The sequence below is a fragment of the Roseburia intestinalis L1-82 genome (assembly GCF_900537995.1).
GTDB classification, from domain to species: domain Bacteria; phylum Bacillota; class Clostridia; order Lachnospirales; family Lachnospiraceae; genus Roseburia; species Roseburia intestinalis.
On sequence record NZ_LR027880.1, the window covers coordinates 3,398,324 to 3,416,955 of the forward strand.

At 42.9% G+C, this 18,632-nt stretch carries 14 protein-coding genes; 5 read left to right on the forward strand and 9 right to left on the reverse strand.

Features of this window, described 5'->3' with window-relative positions; translation table 11 throughout:
• Positions 1–18: 18 nt before the first annotated feature.
• The 7 genes from RIL182_RS15965 to RIL182_RS15995 form a co-directional block, all read right to left on the reverse strand.
• Positions 19–2,262 carry a DUF5722 domain-containing protein gene (locus tag RIL182_RS15965; RefSeq protein WP_006855807.1) on the reverse strand — a complete coding sequence of 748 codons (2,244 nt, stop codon included), beginning with the start codon at positions 2,260–2,262 and terminating at the stop codon, positions 19–21.
• 20 nt (positions 2,263–2,282) lie between these two features.
• On the reverse strand, positions 2,283–3,191 hold the full coding sequence (locus RIL182_RS15970) for a dihydroorotate dehydrogenase (RefSeq protein WP_006855808.1): 909 nt from the start codon (positions 3,189–3,191) through the stop codon (positions 2,283–2,285).
• Positions 3,191–3,967, reverse strand: a complete 777-nt coding sequence (locus RIL182_RS15975; protein ID WP_006855809.1) for a dihydroorotate dehydrogenase electron transfer subunit — start codon at positions 3,965–3,967, stop codon at positions 3,191–3,193. The genes RIL182_RS15970 and RIL182_RS15975 overlap by 1 nt, the downstream gene beginning before the upstream one ends.
• A 29-nt stretch (positions 3,968–3,996) precedes the next feature.
• A complete protein-coding gene (locus RIL182_RS15980) occupies positions 3,997–5,322 on the reverse strand; it encodes a dihydroorotase (RefSeq protein ID WP_006855810.1) in 1,326 nt (441 codons plus the stop codon).
• 113 nt (positions 5,323–5,435) lie between these two features.
• Positions 5,436–6,680 carry a GTPase HflX gene (gene hflX / locus RIL182_RS15985; RefSeq protein ID WP_006855811.1) on the reverse strand — a complete coding sequence of 415 codons (1,245 nt, stop codon included), beginning with the start codon at positions 6,678–6,680 and terminating at the stop codon, positions 5,436–5,438.
• A gap of 26 nt (positions 6,681–6,706) precedes the next feature.
• A complete protein-coding gene (locus tag RIL182_RS15990; RefSeq protein ID WP_006855812.1) occupies positions 6,707–7,885 on the reverse strand; it encodes a tetratricopeptide repeat protein in 1,179 nt (392 codons plus the stop codon).
• 20 nt (positions 7,886–7,905) lie between these two features.
• On the reverse strand, positions 7,906–8,397 hold the full coding sequence (locus tag RIL182_RS15995; RefSeq protein ID WP_044998615.1) for a GNAT family N-acetyltransferase: 492 nt from the start codon (positions 8,395–8,397) through the stop codon (positions 7,906–7,908).
• A gap of 418 nt (positions 8,398–8,815) precedes the next feature.
• Between RIL182_RS15995 and RIL182_RS16000 the strand changes: the two genes are divergently transcribed.
• The 5 genes from RIL182_RS16000 to RIL182_RS16020 all read left to right on the forward strand — a co-directional run bounded on the left by RIL182_RS16000 (position 8,816) and on the right by RIL182_RS16020 (position 13,835).
• Positions 8,816–9,325 (forward strand): RNA polymerase sigma factor, encoded by a 510-nt coding sequence (locus RIL182_RS16000; RefSeq protein WP_022112532.1) that lies wholly within the window; start codon positions 8,816–8,818, stop codon positions 9,323–9,325.
• Positions 9,322–10,230, forward strand: a complete 909-nt coding sequence (locus RIL182_RS16005) for an RsiV family protein (protein WP_006855817.1) — start codon at positions 9,322–9,324, stop codon at positions 10,228–10,230. The genes RIL182_RS16000 and RIL182_RS16005 overlap by 4 nt, the downstream gene beginning before the upstream one ends.
• 29 nt (positions 10,231–10,259) lie before the next feature.
• Positions 10,260–11,612 (forward strand): MBOAT family O-acyltransferase, encoded by a 1,353-nt coding sequence (locus RIL182_RS16010; protein WP_006855818.1) that lies wholly within the window; start codon positions 10,260–10,262, stop codon positions 11,610–11,612.
• Positions 11,613–11,666: 54 nt separating this feature from the next.
• Complete coding sequence (locus RIL182_RS16015; protein WP_243128702.1) at positions 11,667–12,464, forward strand: GDSL-type esterase/lipase family protein; 798 nt, start codon at positions 11,667–11,669, stop codon at positions 12,462–12,464.
• 114 nt (positions 12,465–12,578) lie between these two features.
• Positions 12,579–13,835 (forward strand): DUF4317 domain-containing protein, encoded by a 1,257-nt coding sequence (locus tag RIL182_RS16020; RefSeq protein WP_006855820.1) that lies wholly within the window; start codon positions 12,579–12,581, stop codon positions 13,833–13,835.
• Between the two features lie 137 nt (positions 13,836–13,972).
• On the opposite strand, the gene RIL182_RS16025 is transcribed toward RIL182_RS16020, so the two are convergent.
• Together RIL182_RS16025 and RIL182_RS16030 are read right to left on the reverse strand one after the other, a co-directional pair.
• Entirely contained in the window at positions 13,973–14,470 is a 498-nt protein-coding gene (locus RIL182_RS16025) for a CarD family transcriptional regulator (protein ID WP_015559818.1), read from the reverse strand.
• A 296-nt stretch (positions 14,471–14,766) separates the two neighbouring features.
• A complete protein-coding gene (locus tag RIL182_RS16030; RefSeq protein WP_006855822.1) occupies positions 14,767–18,552 on the reverse strand; it encodes an Ig-like domain-containing protein in 3,786 nt (1,261 codons plus the stop codon).
• Between the last annotated feature and the right edge of the window lie 80 nt (positions 18,553–18,632).

Here is an 18,632-nt window from a genome sequence, read left to right on the forward strand (position 1 = left end):
TCACATTACCTCAATCGCTTATTCTAAGGTATCCTCTTCTGTATCCGGTTCCGGCACGACCGGATCTGTGGCATAATCATATTTGATATCATCATATCCCCATCCGGCAATGATATCTTTTGGTTTGCCATCTACCATAACTGTTTTATAGGTCGTTATTCTTACAAAATAGCGTTTGCCCTTGGTAAGTCCCTTGATCGTATATTTTAATTTATTGCTGTTTTTGATCTTGATCAGATGGATATCTTTTTCCGGTGTCGAATAAAAACCACCTTCTCCATCCGTATACTGGATCATATAACCGGTAATCTGCTCTTTGGTCTTCTTTGGTACATTCCAGCTTACCGTAGCAGAATTTGACGTCATCACCAGATCATTCAGCATTGCATTCTGCGGTGCGATCGTAAACTCCCGGATGATCGTTCCGCGGAAATCACCTTTTAATTTAATCTGAATACGATGCACTCCGATACTCCTGCAGTCTGTCAGATATTTTACGGAATAATTCTTTTTCGGAACCGTCTTTCCGGTATAATTACGTTTTACCGTTACTGCAGGTTTATGTTTCTTTCCGTCGTAGACATAAGTTGTCTCTCTCTGCCAGTTATCATCCGCAAGACACACATACAGGCTGGTTGACTGTACTAGCGGCCATTTGTTTTTGATGGAACGGTTATTTTTAAAAGTAGACTTTTTAATTCCAGGAATCTGTGTCCATGAACTTAAGTCTGTATAGGAGAGAAGATTCTTCGTCTTATCCAAAGACTCCTTTGAATCGATCACTTTAAATGTATTATATATTTTACGCTCTCTGCCATTGATATCGCGAAGTCCCCAGTAAAAGCCCTGATCCACATCCGACTGCGGTTCGGTATCTCTCGCATAGATAAAGGATTCGATCATCTTATTGCCTTCGCTGATATAGTAAGCATACGCATATGTTGCTGCCTGCAGTTCTTCTCCCTGTGTCGAATTGAACGCCTGCTCTGCAAGCATGATCGTTGCATCTTTGCCGATCTTCTTTTTTACATATTCCGTCAGGACAGAAATATTTTTCATGGTAATGATCCTGGAATCCACACCACTGCCTGCTAAAGAGTCATCCCAGAATTTTGGCTCCACAAGACCCTGTGAATATGCATGATATGCAATGTTTGGACAGATCTTACCCTGCGCTTTCAGTTTCGAATAAAATGTGTCCAGTGTATTCTTCGTCGAGAAAAAGCTGTTCCCGCCTCCATCGACATCCTGATTCCAGTTATAATCAAGGCTGATATATACCTTTGAATGGCTGCTGACACTCTTTGTAGCATTATATGCAATGCGGAATGCCCGCGCATAATCATCCATATACGCACTTAAGCTTTTTCCGCCCGCATAGTTCCAGTCATAAGGACTGTCAACCTCATTTCCTAAGATCCATCCGGACACCAAATGCTGTTCATTGCCAAATTTCTCTGCCATGTAACTCATAAATGCTTCCCAGGTACGGCATCCTGCTGCTGATGTTGTCTTAATGGAAGAGAATATTTTTCCACCGCCATAACTCATTTTGCCCGCCTGGCCTTTTGCGTCTTTGCCAAGAAGCAGGATCACATATACTTTGGATCCATCGTCAATATACTGACGCACCTGATCCTGCAGCCAGTTTACACGATCCCTGTCAAATGTATATTTTTTCCCGCGGTATTTATACACCTCTTTATTTCCGCAGTCTTTATTTAAAATTTCTTCGATCGACCAGTTTAAGACAACATGCTGCGTACGGAGTTTCTTTACCGACGTGTGATCTGCCCAGTCCGGCTGCAGTCCTTTTTTAGACGTTGTCTTAACACCGGTACCGGTGTAGGATGCCAGTGCCTCCGGATTTGTAATATACTGTGCACCACTGACTGCTATATATTTTTTTCCTTTTTTGTATGCAGCCACAAATTTCTGGCAAAGCATGCTGCTCTTATATTTTACAGAAAATGTGACAGTACCTTTTTTAAAGTTAGCGGAAGCCACCGGTTTTCCGGCAAGTTTTGCATTTTCTTTCACATTGGCATCTACCGAAAACAGGTAAAGTTTTTTTCCCATTCCTTTCTGTATTCCGGCAACTTTTGCTTTTACCGTTACCTTGCTTCCAACTGAATTTACTTTACAGGATACTAACTGTACCGGTTTTCCAGCTGCATAAACCTCTGTCTGTGCACCGGGAAAAAGCCCTGCTGCCAGGATTGCAACGAGACAGATACAAATGATTTTTTTTAATATTTTCATAACTTACATTCCCCTGTGATTTATCTATCGTGTACTGCGCCTACGAGTTCTTTGATATCTTTTACCTGATAACGCTCCATATAATCGCGGATTCCGTCAACAATCTCCATGGTTACCTGTGGATTGGTAAAGTTTGCTGTTCCGACAGACACTGCCGTTGCTCCCGCAAGGATCATCTCGATCGCATCATCTGCATTCATGATCCCGCCCATACCAACGATCGGGATATTTACCGCCTGTGCGGTCTGATATACCATGCGCACTGCAACCGGATGCACGGCAGGACCTGACATGCCGCCCGTTCTGTTTGCCAGTGCAAACGTGCGTCTGTGGATATCGATCTTCATTCCTGTCAGCGTGTTGATCAACGATAAACCGTCCGCACCGCCGGCTTCTGCCGCACGCGCCATCTCCGTGATGTCTGTTACATTCGGTGAAAGTTTCATGATGACAGGCTGTTTTGCATGCGCCTTGATCTCTCTTGTGATATCTTCAACCATCTTTGGATTCTGTCCAAAGGCAATTCCGCCCTCTTTTACATTCGGACAGGAAATATTGATCTCTAAAAGATCGACCGGCTGGTCTGCAAGTCTGTCCACAACTTCTATGTATTCCGACGTTGTATGTCCACATACATTGACCACAATTCTGGTATCATATTTCTTTAAGAAAGGAATATCGCGCTCAATGAAAAGATCAATACCCGGATTCTGAAGTCCGATCGCATTTAACATGCCCCCGTATACCTCAGCCACACGCGGTGTCGGATTTCCTTCCCACGGTACATTGGCAACACCCTTTGTCACAACAGCACCAAGACGGTTTAAATCCACAAACTCCGAATATTCTTCCCCGGCGCCAAACGTTCCGGACGCAGTCATGACCGGATTATTTAATGTCACTCCACATAAATCTACTTTCATGTTCATCAGAATTCTACCTCCTGTGCAAGAAATACCGGTCCCTCTTTACAGATTCTCTTATTTTTTACATTGCTGTGTGCATCTTTTTCTTTTGACTTGCACACGCAGGCAAGACAGGCTCCGATACCGCATGCCATGCGCTCTTCCATGGAAATCCAGCACTCGATGTTCTGCTCTGCGGCATATTCTTTGATTGCACGCAGCATCGGGGTTGGTCCACAGGCATAAATGATGTCTGCATCCAGTCCGTTCTCACGGATCGCATCAAGTACATTTCCCTCTGTTCCGGCACTGCCATCCTCCGTTGCAATATAGATCTGTCCGCGGTTACGGAAATCTTCCAGCAGGAAAAGCTCATCCCGGAATCCAAGCACGATCTGTTTCTCGCAGTCTAACTCTTTGGCAAGTTCTAACATTGGCGGGATTCCGATTCCTCCACCGATCAGAAATGCCTTTTTGTTTTTCTGTGGGAATCCATTTCCAAGCGGTCCTACCACTTTTAACTGCATACCGGTGCGCATGCCGGAAAATTCTGCGGTTCCCTTTCCTGCCACACGGTATACCAGACGGATCGCACCGTCCTTTCTGTCGATCTCACAGATGCTGATCGGTCTTGGAAGCAGTCTGCTTCCCTCATTGCAGTAGACAGAAACAAACTGTCCTGCTTTTGCATGTGCTGCGATGTGCTCTGTGCGCAGCCACATACTGTAAATATCGTCCGCGATTTCTTCCTGCCGGATGATGATCGCAGTTTCCTCAAATTTTGTGCCCTTTGTCTGCATGAATTTTCTCCTTTTATCTACCCGCTTTTTTATTCCTCATATACGATATGACCGCCAACGATCGTCATTTTTACTTTTCCGGTCACCGTTCTTCCGTCAAACGGGGTATTTCTTCCCTTGCTTGCAAATTTGTTTTTATCGATCTTATAAGTTTCATTCGGATCAAAGATCACGATATCTGCTGTCTTTCCAGGAGCGATATCGCCCTTGTCAAGTCCGACGATCTTCGCCGGATTATAACTCATTTTTTCTGCCATCTGCATCGGTGTCAGATAACCGCCAAGTACCAGTTCTGTATAGGTTAAGCATGCTGCGGTTTCAAGTCCGACGATTCCAAACGGCGCATTCTTCATGGAGGTATTTTTATCTGCAAATGTATGCGGTGCATGATCGGTAGAAATCACATCCATAATATTGTCACGAAGTCCCACTCTTAGTGCCTCCACGTCTTTTTTAGTACGAAGCGGCGGGTTCATCTTAAAATTAGTATCTGCATCCGCATCCGCAGCAATCACATTCTTTTCCACATCCATTTCCGGTGCGATCTTGCGTATATCATCCGAAGTCAGTGTAAAATGATGCGGACATACTTCTGCGGTAACTTTTACATTCTTCTGCTTTGCAAGATCGACCATCATGACGGAATCTTCCGTTGAGCAATGACATAAATGAAGTTTTGCCCCGGTGTCGTGGCTTAGCATGATATCTCTTGCAACAATGATATCTTCTACGGAATTGGTGATTCCCTTTAATCCAAGTTCTCTTGCATGCTCATCCTCATTCATGACACCGCCATTGACAAGATTTTTATCCTCACAATGTGCAAGTACCACAATGCCCAATTTTGCAGCTTTTTCCATCGCCTCGCGGTATAGCTGGGCATTCATGACGGATTTTCCGTCCTCACTGATTGCAGGGATTCCAGCCTTTACCATTCCCTCAATATCCGCAAGTTCTTTTCCTTCCTGATTTTTTGTCACGGCACCCACCTGTAATACATTTACAAGTCCGACCGTTTTTGCCTTATTATGCACATAATTTACAACATCCGGATTGTCAACAACCGGTTTGGTGTTCGGCATTGCAAGAATCGTTGTATATCCACCGTGTGCTGCTGCCCGACAGCCTGTTTCGATCGTTTCTTTTTCCTCAAATCCCGGATCACGCAGATGCACATGCATGTCAATAAATCCCGGCATGACAAAACATCCCTTCGCATTGATCTTCCGGTCTGCTTTCTCTTTGATCCCTTTTTCAATCTTAGAAACAACACCATTTTCCACCAATACATCTGCAACTTCATTCATCCCTGTGGCAGGATTGATCACCTGTCCATTTTGAATTAATATTGTCATAATTTCTCCATTCCGAAGCACGCTTTCATCGCTTCTGTGCAAAATTTTGTCTGTATTCTGTCAAATTTTATATCAGTGTACCATATGCAAAAATCTTCGTAAACACAAAGCCTCTATAAACTGCCATAGATTTCCGGCGTGACATAGGCGCGGATAAAAATGCCCTCCGGCCGGTACTCTTCCTCTAAAAGTTCTCCACTCTTTCTGATCTGCTGTAAAATTCCAGCCTCCTGATAAGAGATTGTACGCTCCACTAATATTTTATTATCCCGCAGCAACGTACAGAAAAGTTCTTTCAACTCCTCTAATCCTGTTCCCTTTTTTGCGGAAACCGCCAATGTATAATCTGCCTTAAAATCACGGATCGGCTCCTCATCTGTGACCTGATCCTGCTTATTAAATAGGGTAATAACCGTTTTTTCCCTGATATCGAGCTGATAGAGTGTATCATACACAATGTGCATCTGCTTGTCCCGTTGTGGATTGGACGCATCCACCACATGCACGATATAATCTGCATATTTGGCTTCCTCTAAGGTACTCTTAAATGCTTCGATCAGATGATGCGGCAGTTTCCGGATAAAACCGACCGTGTCCGTCAGAAGAATTTCCTGTCTGCCCGGCAGTTCTAAGACACGCGTTGTCGGATCTAAAGTTGCAAACAGCTTATCTTCCTCTAACACTCCCGCTCCCGTTAAGTGGTTTAAAAGTGTTGATTTTCCCGCATTGGTGTATCCGACGATCGCAGCCACAGGAATCTGTTTCTTTTCCCTCTGGGCGCGCGTGATCTCACGGTGTTTCCTCACTTCTTTTAATTCACGGTTCAACTGCGCAATACGGTCTTTGATCAGACGCCTGTCCATCTCCAACTTTTTCTCACCGGGGCCTCTGGTTCCGATACCACCGCCAAGTCTTGACATGGAACGCCCGAGACCGGTCAGACGGCTTAGTCTGTATTTTAACTGCGCCAGCTCGACCTGGATCTTTCCCTCGCTTGTCGTTGCCCGCGCTGCAAAAATATCAAGAATGATCAGCGTCCGGTCCATGACTTTTGTATCTAACATCTGCTCTAAGTTTTTGAGCTGTGCCGGCGATAACTCATCATCACAGACGATACCGGTCGCACCTAGTTCCGCGATCATGTCGGCGATTTCCTGCACTTTTCCGGTTCCAACATAGGTGCCCGGATGGATCAGTTCACGTTTCTGGATCAGCGTGCCGACGGTAACTGCTCCTGCTGTCTTTACAAGTTCTGCTAATTCTGCGACGGAATCTTCCGCATCGTCACCATCCTGTTCGCTGACACCGACTAAAATGACACGCTCTTTTACTTCTTCTATTTTAATGGGTTCTGGCATGTGTTCCTCCCTTGCTGTCTCTAATTCTAATTTCCTGTATCCTGTGAAGAACTGTCTCCCGCAGTATTATCCCCTGTCGAATCACTCTGTGCTGAACGATTCTCCGCAGAACTGTCTCCTGTAGAACTATCATTCGTGGTATCACTTTGTGCAGAGCTATCGTCCGTGGAACTATTTCCCGTAGAGTTTTGCCCTTCATCTGAAGAATCCGTACTTTCTGTATCGCTGCCCGCATCCGTATTCTGGCGGTTCTTTAAAAAGATATATTCTCTCTGCGCCGCCTCATCATCCGGATAAAGGGAAACGTACTGCTGAACGACATCCCACGCAGATGAAAAATCACCGCTGTACTCATAAGCAATGATCTGATTTGACAAAAGTTCCTGCTGATTTGTGACATTATCCATCGCAAGTCCCTGTCTGATATCCTCTAACGCCGCTTCATAGTTGCCTTTTTCCATCTGGATCTCGGCAAGCGCATTCATTGCCACAGAGTCCGCCGTACCACTGTCGACATATGCCTGATAATATTTTTCCGCATTTGCAGAATCTTCTTCCGCTTCATAGACCTGTGCAAGGTAAAGGTTTGCTTTGGCACTGTCCTTTTTGACTGCTCCTTCTAACTCTTTGACTGCATTATCATATTGTCCGAGCAGATAATAAATCCTGCCGCGCCAGGTAAGATTTTCTGCGGAATTTCCCTTGATATCAAACGCTTTGTTTAAATACTCTTCCCCTTCCTCAGTCATATTATTACCGGCAAGGTTCTCATAAATCCCAACATACAGTTCATAATCATCCGGGTTATATTTGACAGCATTGGCAAAATCTTTTTTTGCCGTATCCGTATCCTGCTGCTTTAGACTCAGACATCCATGCAGATAATATGCGTTGCCGTTTTCCTCATCATAATCGATCATCGCCTGATAAGTAGCAAGAGCTCCCTCTATATCTCCACCGGCATACTGTGCTGCCGCCTTATAATAGCAGATGTCGAGTTCTGTATCTGTAATCTTCCCCACACACTGGGATAGTGCGCTGTTAAAAGCAGCCACTGCACCTTCATAATCACCGGACTGCATACTGTTAATCCCAATCTTGCGGAAATCCAGTTCATCTTCTAAGCGCTCATTGGTACATCCGGTAAAAAGTGCAGCAAACAATACTGCCCCTGCAACCATGTATGGCAATCTGTGTTTCTTCATATTATAATAATTCCTTTTCCCTACAATTCTTCAAATACCAGCCGCATATCATACCACACGGCTCCCCCGTGCTTTGACATGGACTTTCCTTCATTTACAAAACCAAATCTCTCATAAAATGGAATAAGACTCTCTTTACACGTTAAAACGATCCCTTTTCGTTCCTGCTCTTTGACATCCGCGATCACGCGCTCCATGAGTTTCGACGCACATCCCATTTTCTGATACTCCGGCAGCGTTGCCACTCCAAAGATCATCTGCCACTGTCCCTCTTCACAGTGCATTGTGGCATCCTCAAACATCTCATCCCGCAGGATTGGAATATCTGTCGTCATTCCATTGATCATGCTTGCCAGTTTCCCGGAATCCTCCAGTAACCAGAAATGATTCGGGAATACGGTCAGGCGTTTTTCAAAAGAATCCTTTTCTGCTGCTTCTTCCGGTGGAAAACACTGTCTTTCCAACTCTGTGATCGCATCTATATCATTTATTGTTGCAAATCTTATGTCCATTGTTTTTGTCTCCATTTTTAATTCTTGCTGCACTTCAGTCCGCAGTGCACGTCCGAAAAATCAGAGATTTTCCGGACTGACGGGCTTTCGCCCTATCAACGAAGCAAACAATAAAAAAGTGCCTGCAAGCAGTCATTTTTTTATCATTTGGCTGCACTCCAGTCCGCAGTGCATGTCCGAAAAATCAGAGATTTTCCGGACTGACGGGCTTTCGCCCTATCAACGAAGCAAACAATAAAAAAGTGCCTGCAAGCAGTCATTTTTTATTGTTCACTTCGTTGGCACTGCTCAATGCTTACGCACATTATACCATACCTTTTTGATGTTTTGCATTGATTTTGAAACTTTTTGTGGCTATGCTATATCTAATAGTCAGATGATTCGAAAGAATCAAATATTTGCAAAGGAGGATCTGATCTTGAAATTCTTTTCCGGAAAAGAAAAAAAACATACAGCAGAATCTAATGATGATCTCATCGAACGATTGCTGCTTGAGAATTACAACCGCTACTATCATCTTGCATACAGCTATGTACATAATCCCGACGATGCCAGTGACATCGTACAAAACGGTGCTTATCTGGCGATCAAAAACAGTGCTTCCCTAAGGCAGCCGGAATATGCGGCGACCTGGATTTACCGCATCATGTTAAATGAGATTTTTCATCATTTAAAGCGGCCGGATACCATTTCTTACGAGGATTCACTGATCGCAGAGGGAAAACCGGACCAGTATCAGGACTTAGATCTTAGAACTGCGCTCGATTCTTTGTCCCCGGAGGATAAGGCGATCGTGGAACTTCGGTATTTCGAGGACTTAAAAATCGAAGATATCGCCCGCGTCTTAAATGAAAATGTCAATACCATAAAAAGCCGTCTGTACCGCAGTATGCAGAAGTTAAAACTGAAAATGGAGGTAACCGAATGAACACCAATGATTTTTATGAATTAAAAAAATCCTATGACACCTCGCAAATGCCTGAAAAAGAGGTCATAAAAATGAAAGAAAAAATGCATCAGGCGAAAGCCGAGAAGAAGAACAAACACAATAAAACCATTATCACAAGAATCTGGGTTGGCGCTGCCGCAGCGATCGCAGCGTTTGTCATCCTGCCAAATACTTCACCGAGTGTCGCCTATGCGATGGAACAGATCCCACTGCTTGGAAATTTGATCGAGGTCGTCACATTCCGCGATTACCAGTACAGCAGCGACAGAAACAACGCCGATGTCAATGTTCCACAACTGGTACCGGAAACTGTCGCTTCCACTGAAAAAACAACGGAAGACCCGGTTGGGGAAAATTTAAAGAAATCAACCGATGAGATCAATGCGGAGATTGAAAAGATCAGCGACAGCCTGATCGCAGAGTTCAAACAGAACATGAACAACGAAGGTTATCAGGATATCATGATCAAACATGAGGTCATCAACACAACTGACGACTATTTTACCTTAAAACTAATGTGTTATCAGGCTGCCGGAAGCGGTTATGAGATGGATTATTATTACACGATTGATTTAAAGACCGGGGAACGCCTTGCGTTAAAAGATCTTTTTAAAGAGGGATCTGACTATATCACTCCGATCAGTGAAAACATCAAATCCCAGATGCGCGGGCAGATGGATGCCGATGAAAATGTCTCCTACTGGCTGGATGATACGGAAGTTCCTGAATGGAACTTTACCTCCATTAACGATGACACTTCCTTCTATATTAATGCTGACGGAAATCTCGTCATCAGCTTCAACGAGGGCGATGTCGGTCCGATGTCTATGGGTGTTGTGGAATTTACGATCCCGCACGATGTGATCGCCGATATTTTAAAATAAGAAATGTCTATGCAGTAAAGGATCCTGGCATGGTATTTAGCAGTCTCAACTTTATTTTTATTTTTTTGCCATTATTTCTGTTTGCCTATTATGTCACACCTGCTGCTTTCAGAAACAGTACGCTCTTTGCAGGGAGCATCCTGTTTTATGCAGCCGGAGTGATCAAACAGCCATATGCACTGTTTCTGTTAATGGTTCTGACCTATCTCAATTATGTGTTCGGAATCTGCCTTTATCAGATACACAATCCAAGAAAAAAGAAACTCTTTTTGACAAAAGTTATTTTTTTCGATTTTTTATGGTTGTTTTTGTTTAAATATTCCAGACATTTATCTCTGCCGCTCGGAATCAGTTTTTATACGTTCCAGCTGACTGCATATCTTTTTGATATCTATTACGGACGTATTTTACCGGAACGGGATTTTGTGACATTCGGTACTTACATCAGCATGTTCCCAAAATTAATTTCCGGACCAATTACCCCGTATGAGATGCTGCGCAGGCAGCTTCACAGCGCAAGACGCTTTCTGCCCGAAAATCTGGCGGAGGGTATGAAACTTTTTATCCGGGGACTTGGCTTAAAAGCGATTCTGGCGAATCAGTTTGGCAGTCTGTGGGCAAATGTTGGCACGATCGGATATGAAAGTATCTCCACGCCGCTTGCATGGCTTGGAATCTACGCATATTCTTTCCAGATTTACTTTGATTTTTATGGTTATTCCCTGATGGCAGCAGGTCTGGGCAGAATGCTTGGTTTTAAGCTTCCCATAAACTTTATGCACCCCTATCTCTCCACAAGCATGACAGAATTCTGGCGGCGCTGGCATATTACACTTGGACAATGGTTTCAGACCTACATCTATATTCCACTTGGCGGCAACCGCACAGGTACCTGCAAATGGATCCGCAACCTGCTTGTCGTGTGGATACTTACCGGAATCTGGCATGGCACAGAATTTCATTTTATTCTGTGGGGATTTTCCCTGTTCGTCATTGTATTGACAGAAAAACTGCTGTTGAAAAAATTGACGGACCGATACGCGCTGGCCGGACATCTTTATATGGCAGTTCTGATCCCATTGTCGTGGATGCTCTTTGGAATCAGTGATCCCGGCAGTATCGAAGTCTACACCCGGAAATTATTTCCATTTTTTTCCGCCGATGATGCCATTATTTATGTGAATGATTTCTGGAAAAATTTAAATGATTTCCGCTTTATCATCCCTGCCGGCTTCCTTTTTTCTACAAGGTTTCCGGTCCGCTTTTTAAAAAAAATCAGGGGCTCTGTGCCAGAAATTTTTGTCTATCTGGCAATTTTCTGGGCTTCTGTTTACTGTATTTACGTTGGCTCTAATGACCCATTTTTATATTTCAGATTTTAACGAAGGAACACTATGCGAAAAAAAATATCTGCCATATTGTTTTATTTTTTCTTTTTGATAAGCTGCCTTCTGATTCCACTCATTTACTTATATGTAACGTTAAACATAAATGCAGCCAAAAATACGTCCTTGTCCGTGTCTTCTATCTCCGCCGCACAAAAACAGGACACCACGACACCATCGGACACTTCCGGTACGCCATCTGACAATACAGACCGGCAGGATATCCCGGACACAGAAGTTCCGATGACAGAAATGACCACTGTTGATGCAGATTATTTCGATGACGCTTTAATGATCGGTGATTCCCGCACTGTCGGATTAAAAGAATATGGTACGTTGGGCAATGCCACCTTTTATTGTGATTCGGGTCTCAGTATCTATGATCTGGAAAACAAAAAAATTATGGTGGACGGTATCGGAAAGGTCAGTATCTCTGATCTTTTAGCCAGCCATACCTATCATAAAATATATCTGATGCTCGGCATTAATGAACTTGGCTACGATGTCACACAGACATTTGAAAAATATGCGTCGTTTGTAAATTTTCTGCAAACCATGCAGCCGGATGCGATCATTTATGTTGAAGCAAATCTTCATGTGACTGCACAGCGCTCAGACTCGGATAAGACATTCAATAATGCCAATATCAACGCCTTTAATCAAAAAATTTCGACATTAGCCGATCAACGGACCATTTATTATCTGGACATCAATGAACTTTTTGACGATGCAAACGGCAATCTCGGCACACAGTACAGCAATGATAATGCGCATCCCCTCGGAAAATACTACGCAGTATGGTGTGACTGGTTAATGGAGCACGCCGTTGTCCGTGACGGGAAATCATAACCCCTTGCACCGGTTTTAAAATTTCGTTATAATATTTCCTGCAGATTACGGGGACATGAAACAGCCTGCGCTATCTTTTGTATGGCATCCCCTCAGAAACGGAGATATAGATTTATGAACAAAAAAGATATTTTAGAATTAAAACGGCGTTTTAAGAAAGATGCCTGCACTTTTACAAGACTGTGCGGCTGCTATGTGGATGCCGACCACAATAAGGTAACTTCTTTCGGGGAGACATTTTTAAATCTGGAAGATGAGGAATTTTACAAATACTTAGAGATTGCAAAAAAAATAATGTCCGGTACGATTGGAAATAACCTTTTAGAGCTGGAATTTCCGACTGCGGAGGAAGCTGCCGGCGGCAGACAGCAGTTTTTGATGGGACTGCGCGAGAGTGCCTTAAAAAATGATGATCTGATGGATGCATTTTATGATCTTGTCATTGACAGCTACGACTATGTCGGAAACTATCTGATCCTTGTATTCCACGATGCCTACGACGTTATGACAAAAACTTCTGATAATAATAAATTAGACGAGTCCGAGGAAGTTTACGAGTATCTGCTCTGCGCGATCTGCCCGGTCAACCTGACCAAACCGGGACTTGGCTACCGTGAGGATGAAAACCGTATCGGACCGCGTATCCGCGACTGGGTCGTTGGAGCTCCGGACACCGGATTTGTTTTCCCTGCTTTTACCGACCGGAGCACTGATATCCACTCTGTCATGTTTTACACCAGAGACACCAAGACACCGCACTCCGAATTTATGGAATCCGGTCTTGGCTGTGGCTCTAAATTTACAGCTACCGAACAGAAACTTACGTTCCAGAGCATTGTAAAAGAAGTCATCGGGGAAGATGATGACGAAAGCGATGCCATTTTCATGGATATCCAGGACAACTTAAATGACCTGATCCCGGTTGCTTTAGAAGATGAACCAGAACCGGAACCGGTTCCTGTCACAAAGAGCACAATCTCTTCCGTACTCGCAGAGAGCGGTGTGACCGAAGAACAGGCAGCTGTGATCGAACAGACCTATGAAAATGTATTTGGAGAAGAAGTCCCGGTCGCAGAACATTTAGTAGATCCGAAACTGGTGGAGGCAAATGCCAGACGCAAAGAAAAATTAGAGTTGGTACAGCAGGTTGAAAATTTGAAACAGCAGTTAGAAGAAACACGCACTCTTCCGGTAGAAGAATCTGACGGGGATGACGTCCCGGCAGTCAAGACCTACGACGTCATTCTGCGTGTCAAACCGGAAAAAGTCGACCAGATCCACTCCCAGGTCATCGATGGCAGAAAATGCCTTGTCATCCCGATGGACGAGGATGAACATGCTGCCGTTAACGGCGTGAACACGACGATCTGACAGTTACATAACAATCCCTTCTAAAAAAGGTGGACAGCTTCCAGAATTGATCCCAGGATCAAATTTCTGCCAGCTGCCCACCTTTTTTTCTGACGATCCGTCTGTCTGTACACTCACTATCCGGTCAAATCCCTTCCTTACGAAAGTCTCTCTCTGATATAATCTTCCATCTTTTCCCTCGGTACTCCAAGTGTCAGCGACAACTCACCATACAGTCCATTTTCGGCCGCTTTCATATAGCGTTCATCCACTGCAGTTGCTTTCTTTCCCTGTGCCAACCGCTCTTTTTTCCGCTGATACAAAGTCTTTACAATGCTCACCCATGCATGATAATCACAGGTACGGAGTGCCTCTTTGTATGTTTCCTCACGCTGTTTGTCATCCGGCACCCACAGAAGTTCAATCTGCGGTAATTCGTCAATCAGCCTCTCTGCCTCTTCTTTTGAAATCGTTCTGCGCATTATAATCTTTTCACTGTCCGTCGGAACATAAATAGTCCCATTCTTATCTCCGACCGGGGCTAAAACGTAATACAGCTTCTCTTTGTCTGCTCCCGACATATCAATATGGGTAATATCCCTGATCTGACAGACACCTTTCGCGCCACACACAACATATTCTCCGATTTCAAACATTCTTCTGATTCTCCTTTCTCCAGTTTCCATTTTAAACGATAACATACAGGTAATTCTCCACCCAGTATTTTTACTATACCATTATTTTCCCCAAAAAGTCAGCAAAATAAGCGTTTTCAAATTATTTTTGTGAAAACTGCAACACATCCGGCTGTACCATATTAGACATATTTTACACAAAACGGGCGGCACAAAACTTTATGCCGCCCGTTCGTGATCCCTGATTTTTCCCTCAATGCCGATACCAGAGGATTATCGCATCTCAGGTCATGTGTCCGTATGTTTCAGGTTTTCAATTATTTAACTTTTACTTTGAATGTTACTTTCTTACCATCTGCTGTCTTAGCTGTGATCTTTACAGTTCCTGCTTTCTTAGCTGTGATCTTACCGCTCTTGCTGATGGTTGCTACTTTCTTATTTGAAGTAGTCCATTTGATCTTCTGGTTTCCGGAAGTAACTTTCTTGCCCTTTGCATCTGTTACAGTTGCTTTTACAGTTGCTTTCTTACCTTCCTTTAAGGTATAGGTCTTACCTGTTACAACCTTCTTGCCTACTTTTAATACAACTTTCTTGGTTGCCTGTTTTACAGTTACCTTAACAGTTGCTTTCTTGCCATTTGCTGTCTTAACTGTGATGGTTGCTTTACCATTTCCTTTTGCAACGATCTTACCGTTCTTATCTACAGTTGCAACTTTCTTGTTAGAAGAAGACCATGTAACAGTCTTATCTGTTGTGTTTGTCGGATTTACTGTTGCTTTTACTGTCTTAGATGCACCGATAGAAGTTAAAGTTACTTTGCTTGCGCTCAGTTTTACAGAATCAGCTTTTACTGTTGAAACAGTTACTGCGATTGTTGCTGTCTTGCCGTTTGCTGTCTTAGCGGTAACATTTGCAGTTCCTTCTGCGATTGCATAAACCACACCATCAGATGTAACTTTTGCTACTGCTGTGTTGTCGGAAGACCATGTAACATTCTTATCTGCTGCATTTGCAGGAGCTACTGTTGCGCTGACCTGTCTGGATTCACCAACATTGATCTTTAATGCAGTTGTGTTTACAATTACACCTGTTGCTGCTACTGCATTTACAGTTAATGTTCCATCTACTACTGATGTTACATCGTAGTTTTTCTGATCTTCTACAGTTGCACGGATCTTATATGTACCAACTGCTAAGTTCTTTGTTGACTGAACAGCTTTTCCATCTGTACCTAATACTGCATAAGTAACTTTTGCAGTATCTTTGCCAACTAAACCTTTTACGGTTCCGTCAAGTGCTGCTTCCTGACCCTGCTCGATCGTTACATCTTTTGCAGTTACGGAAAGAGGAGCTTTTGCAACATTTACATTTGCTTTTAATGTTACCTTTGTATCTGTTGTGTAGTTTGGATCAACAACTGAAACAGCTACCTCTTTGCTTGTATAGCTTCCAGCGTCTGCTACTGTGTTATCAACAAATGCAAAATCTAACGCTGCATCAATCTCTGTGTCATTGTAAATGATCTTAGCATCGCTTAACTTCTGACCATAAGTAGCATCCTCAACTTTAAGATTCTTGGAATTTAATCCGGTGATCTCTTTCTGAGCTACTTTGATATCACCGATCTCATAGCTTGTTGTCTCTTTTCCGGCTGTAACCTCTAAGTAGATTCTGTATGTACCAGCATCTAAGTTACCAAGGCTTTCGGAAATTGTTCTTCCACTCTTGAACAGGAAAGCTTCATCTTCATTTACGGATTTCTTTGTGATGTCTTTTGCTTCACCTAAAGACGGTTTATTTGCTACTGTAGTAACCTGTTTGTAATATACACGATAAGCGGAAACATCATCTGCAGTAACCTTTGCGATAGCCTTTACATCTGCTGTAGCACCATAAGTAGCTTCCGTTTTGCTTAAGCCTAAACCTGAAGTAGTAGTATCAACTGTAATCTTAGTAGCCTCAACCGTAACTTTGTTTGTTGATTTTACCAGTTTGCTGTATGCTTCAACCTGAGCATCTGTTGCATCCGGAAGGAAATCTTTTACAGATCCTTTTACATCTGCTGTGATCTCACAATAGTATGTACCTGGGATGTCAGCAAATGTACTTGTCGTATAAGTATCAGATGTTGCACTTTTAATTGCTACATACTTATTCGTTTTCTCATTCAGTTTATACCACTGATAAGAAACAGTATAATTAGCAGTTCCAAGTTTCTTTTCATTGTAAGATGCTTTCAGCGTAAGCGTATCTTTATCTTTAAATTTATCTGCTGTTAAATTTTCAGATTTATTTTCTGCCTTAACATCTGTTAATACAGGCTGTGTGATAGAAACGCCGCTTAAGGATACATATTTATATCCATTTGCATCTGCACCGCTTAATGTGTATACATTTTTTGCGCTGTCTTTCAGAGAATATTTTACCTGATAATTTGCAAGTGTACCGATGTTTGGTGTATCATCAGAGATTGTCTGCCATGCGCCATCTACTTTTTTCTGAATTTCGATGTCAAATTCAGTATCATTTTTTCCAGCTAAGATTTCACTTAATTTTACTCCGGCAGCATAACTGCTCTCCAACTTACCAGTTACCGCAGAAGCATCACGATTGATCACTGCTCTGTTGATTACAACATCGTATGTCTTCTCAACTGTTTTCGTATCCCATTTTGTTTTTCCATCAACCGGTGTAAGACCAGCATCATCACTTAATGTGAAAACAATTGTCAAACCGTTTTTGATTGTCTGGGAATTTTCTGTATTGGTTTTCAAAGAAGCTACAGTTGAAGTCTTATCTACACCGCCAACAGAATCAATTGTTTCTGATGTATCTTTAATGCTGTAAGTACCAATTGTGGTCTTTTTGTTTAATGCAGCCACATAATCTTTGTAGTAATCTTCAAGATCTCCAGCTCCCTCATAAGTAATCTCAGGAAGTTTGGAATCAAATGAAATGCTGTCTGCATTGATTCCCTCTTTTACAGCAACTTTGATCTCGCCGACTTTCTGGGTTCCGTCTGTTGTTGTTGCGGTAATTGTTACCTCTTTTCCAGCCTCTGTTTTAGAAACTGCTGTGATAACAGCCTCATTGTCACCAGTTGCTGTAACTTTTACTTTGCTGGAATCACTGGATGTCCATGTAACCTTTGCATTGGAAACAGTATCACTTCCTGATCCTGCTGCAACTTTTGCTGTCAAAGCTTTCTTATCGGTGGTTGCCATCTCTACTGTAGTTGAAATAGGACCGTTTTCATCCTCAATGGAAACACCTGTAGCAAGCTGAACAACTTTAACAGATACTGTTTTTTCATATGTCTTATCTGTCTCTACTGCAGCAGTATCACTGTTATCAATGGTATATACACCGTCTGTTGCTGTGAATGTAAAGACAATCTCTTTTGTAGCTGTTGTAACTGCCTCATCTTTCACAGTCCACTTACCATATGCTTCATCTAACTTATTTGCTGTCTCAAGTGCTGCTGTTACTTCCGGAGCAGCTGTAGTATTTAAAGCAGCTCCATCTTTATTGCTAATGGTAGTAACTTCCGGCACATGAAGTCTGTTTGTTGCGATAGATGCTGCTTCGATAGTAAATGCATCAAGCGCTTTTTCTGCATAATATTCATTTTTCTCGCTTGCATGTGTGAACACTGCTTTTACTTTGTACGTCGTATCTTTCTCTGGTGCAAATACAAATGTACCATCTGCACTGGTTGCAATTGTTGTGTCAACTGCAGATTTTGTTGCAATCAACTCATAGCTTTTTACTGTAAGAGTACCATTAGTTAATTTATCCCCTTTGACAGTTGTTGTTACAGTAACTGTCGCACCTGCTTTTACTGTAGTTGCACTTGTTTTTGTTTCTACAGTAACATCGGAAGAAGCATCCTTCTGTACACTCTTTGTCACGTCTTCTGAATCTTCTGTTACCTCAACCTCTGCTGCTGTCTCAACCTCTGCTGTTGTTTCAACGTTTAAAGCTTCTGTTGCCGCATCCCCGGCTTCAACATTTGCTACCGGCTCTGCAAATGCTGTAACGCCGTTACCAGTTACCGCTAACGTTGCAGCCATCATTAAGGCTGTTACTTGTTTTGCCCTCATTTTTTTTCCTCACTTTCCATGTGTGTGTGTTCTTCATATGCACGTATTTTCACAGAAAATACATTATGTCTTTATGCATT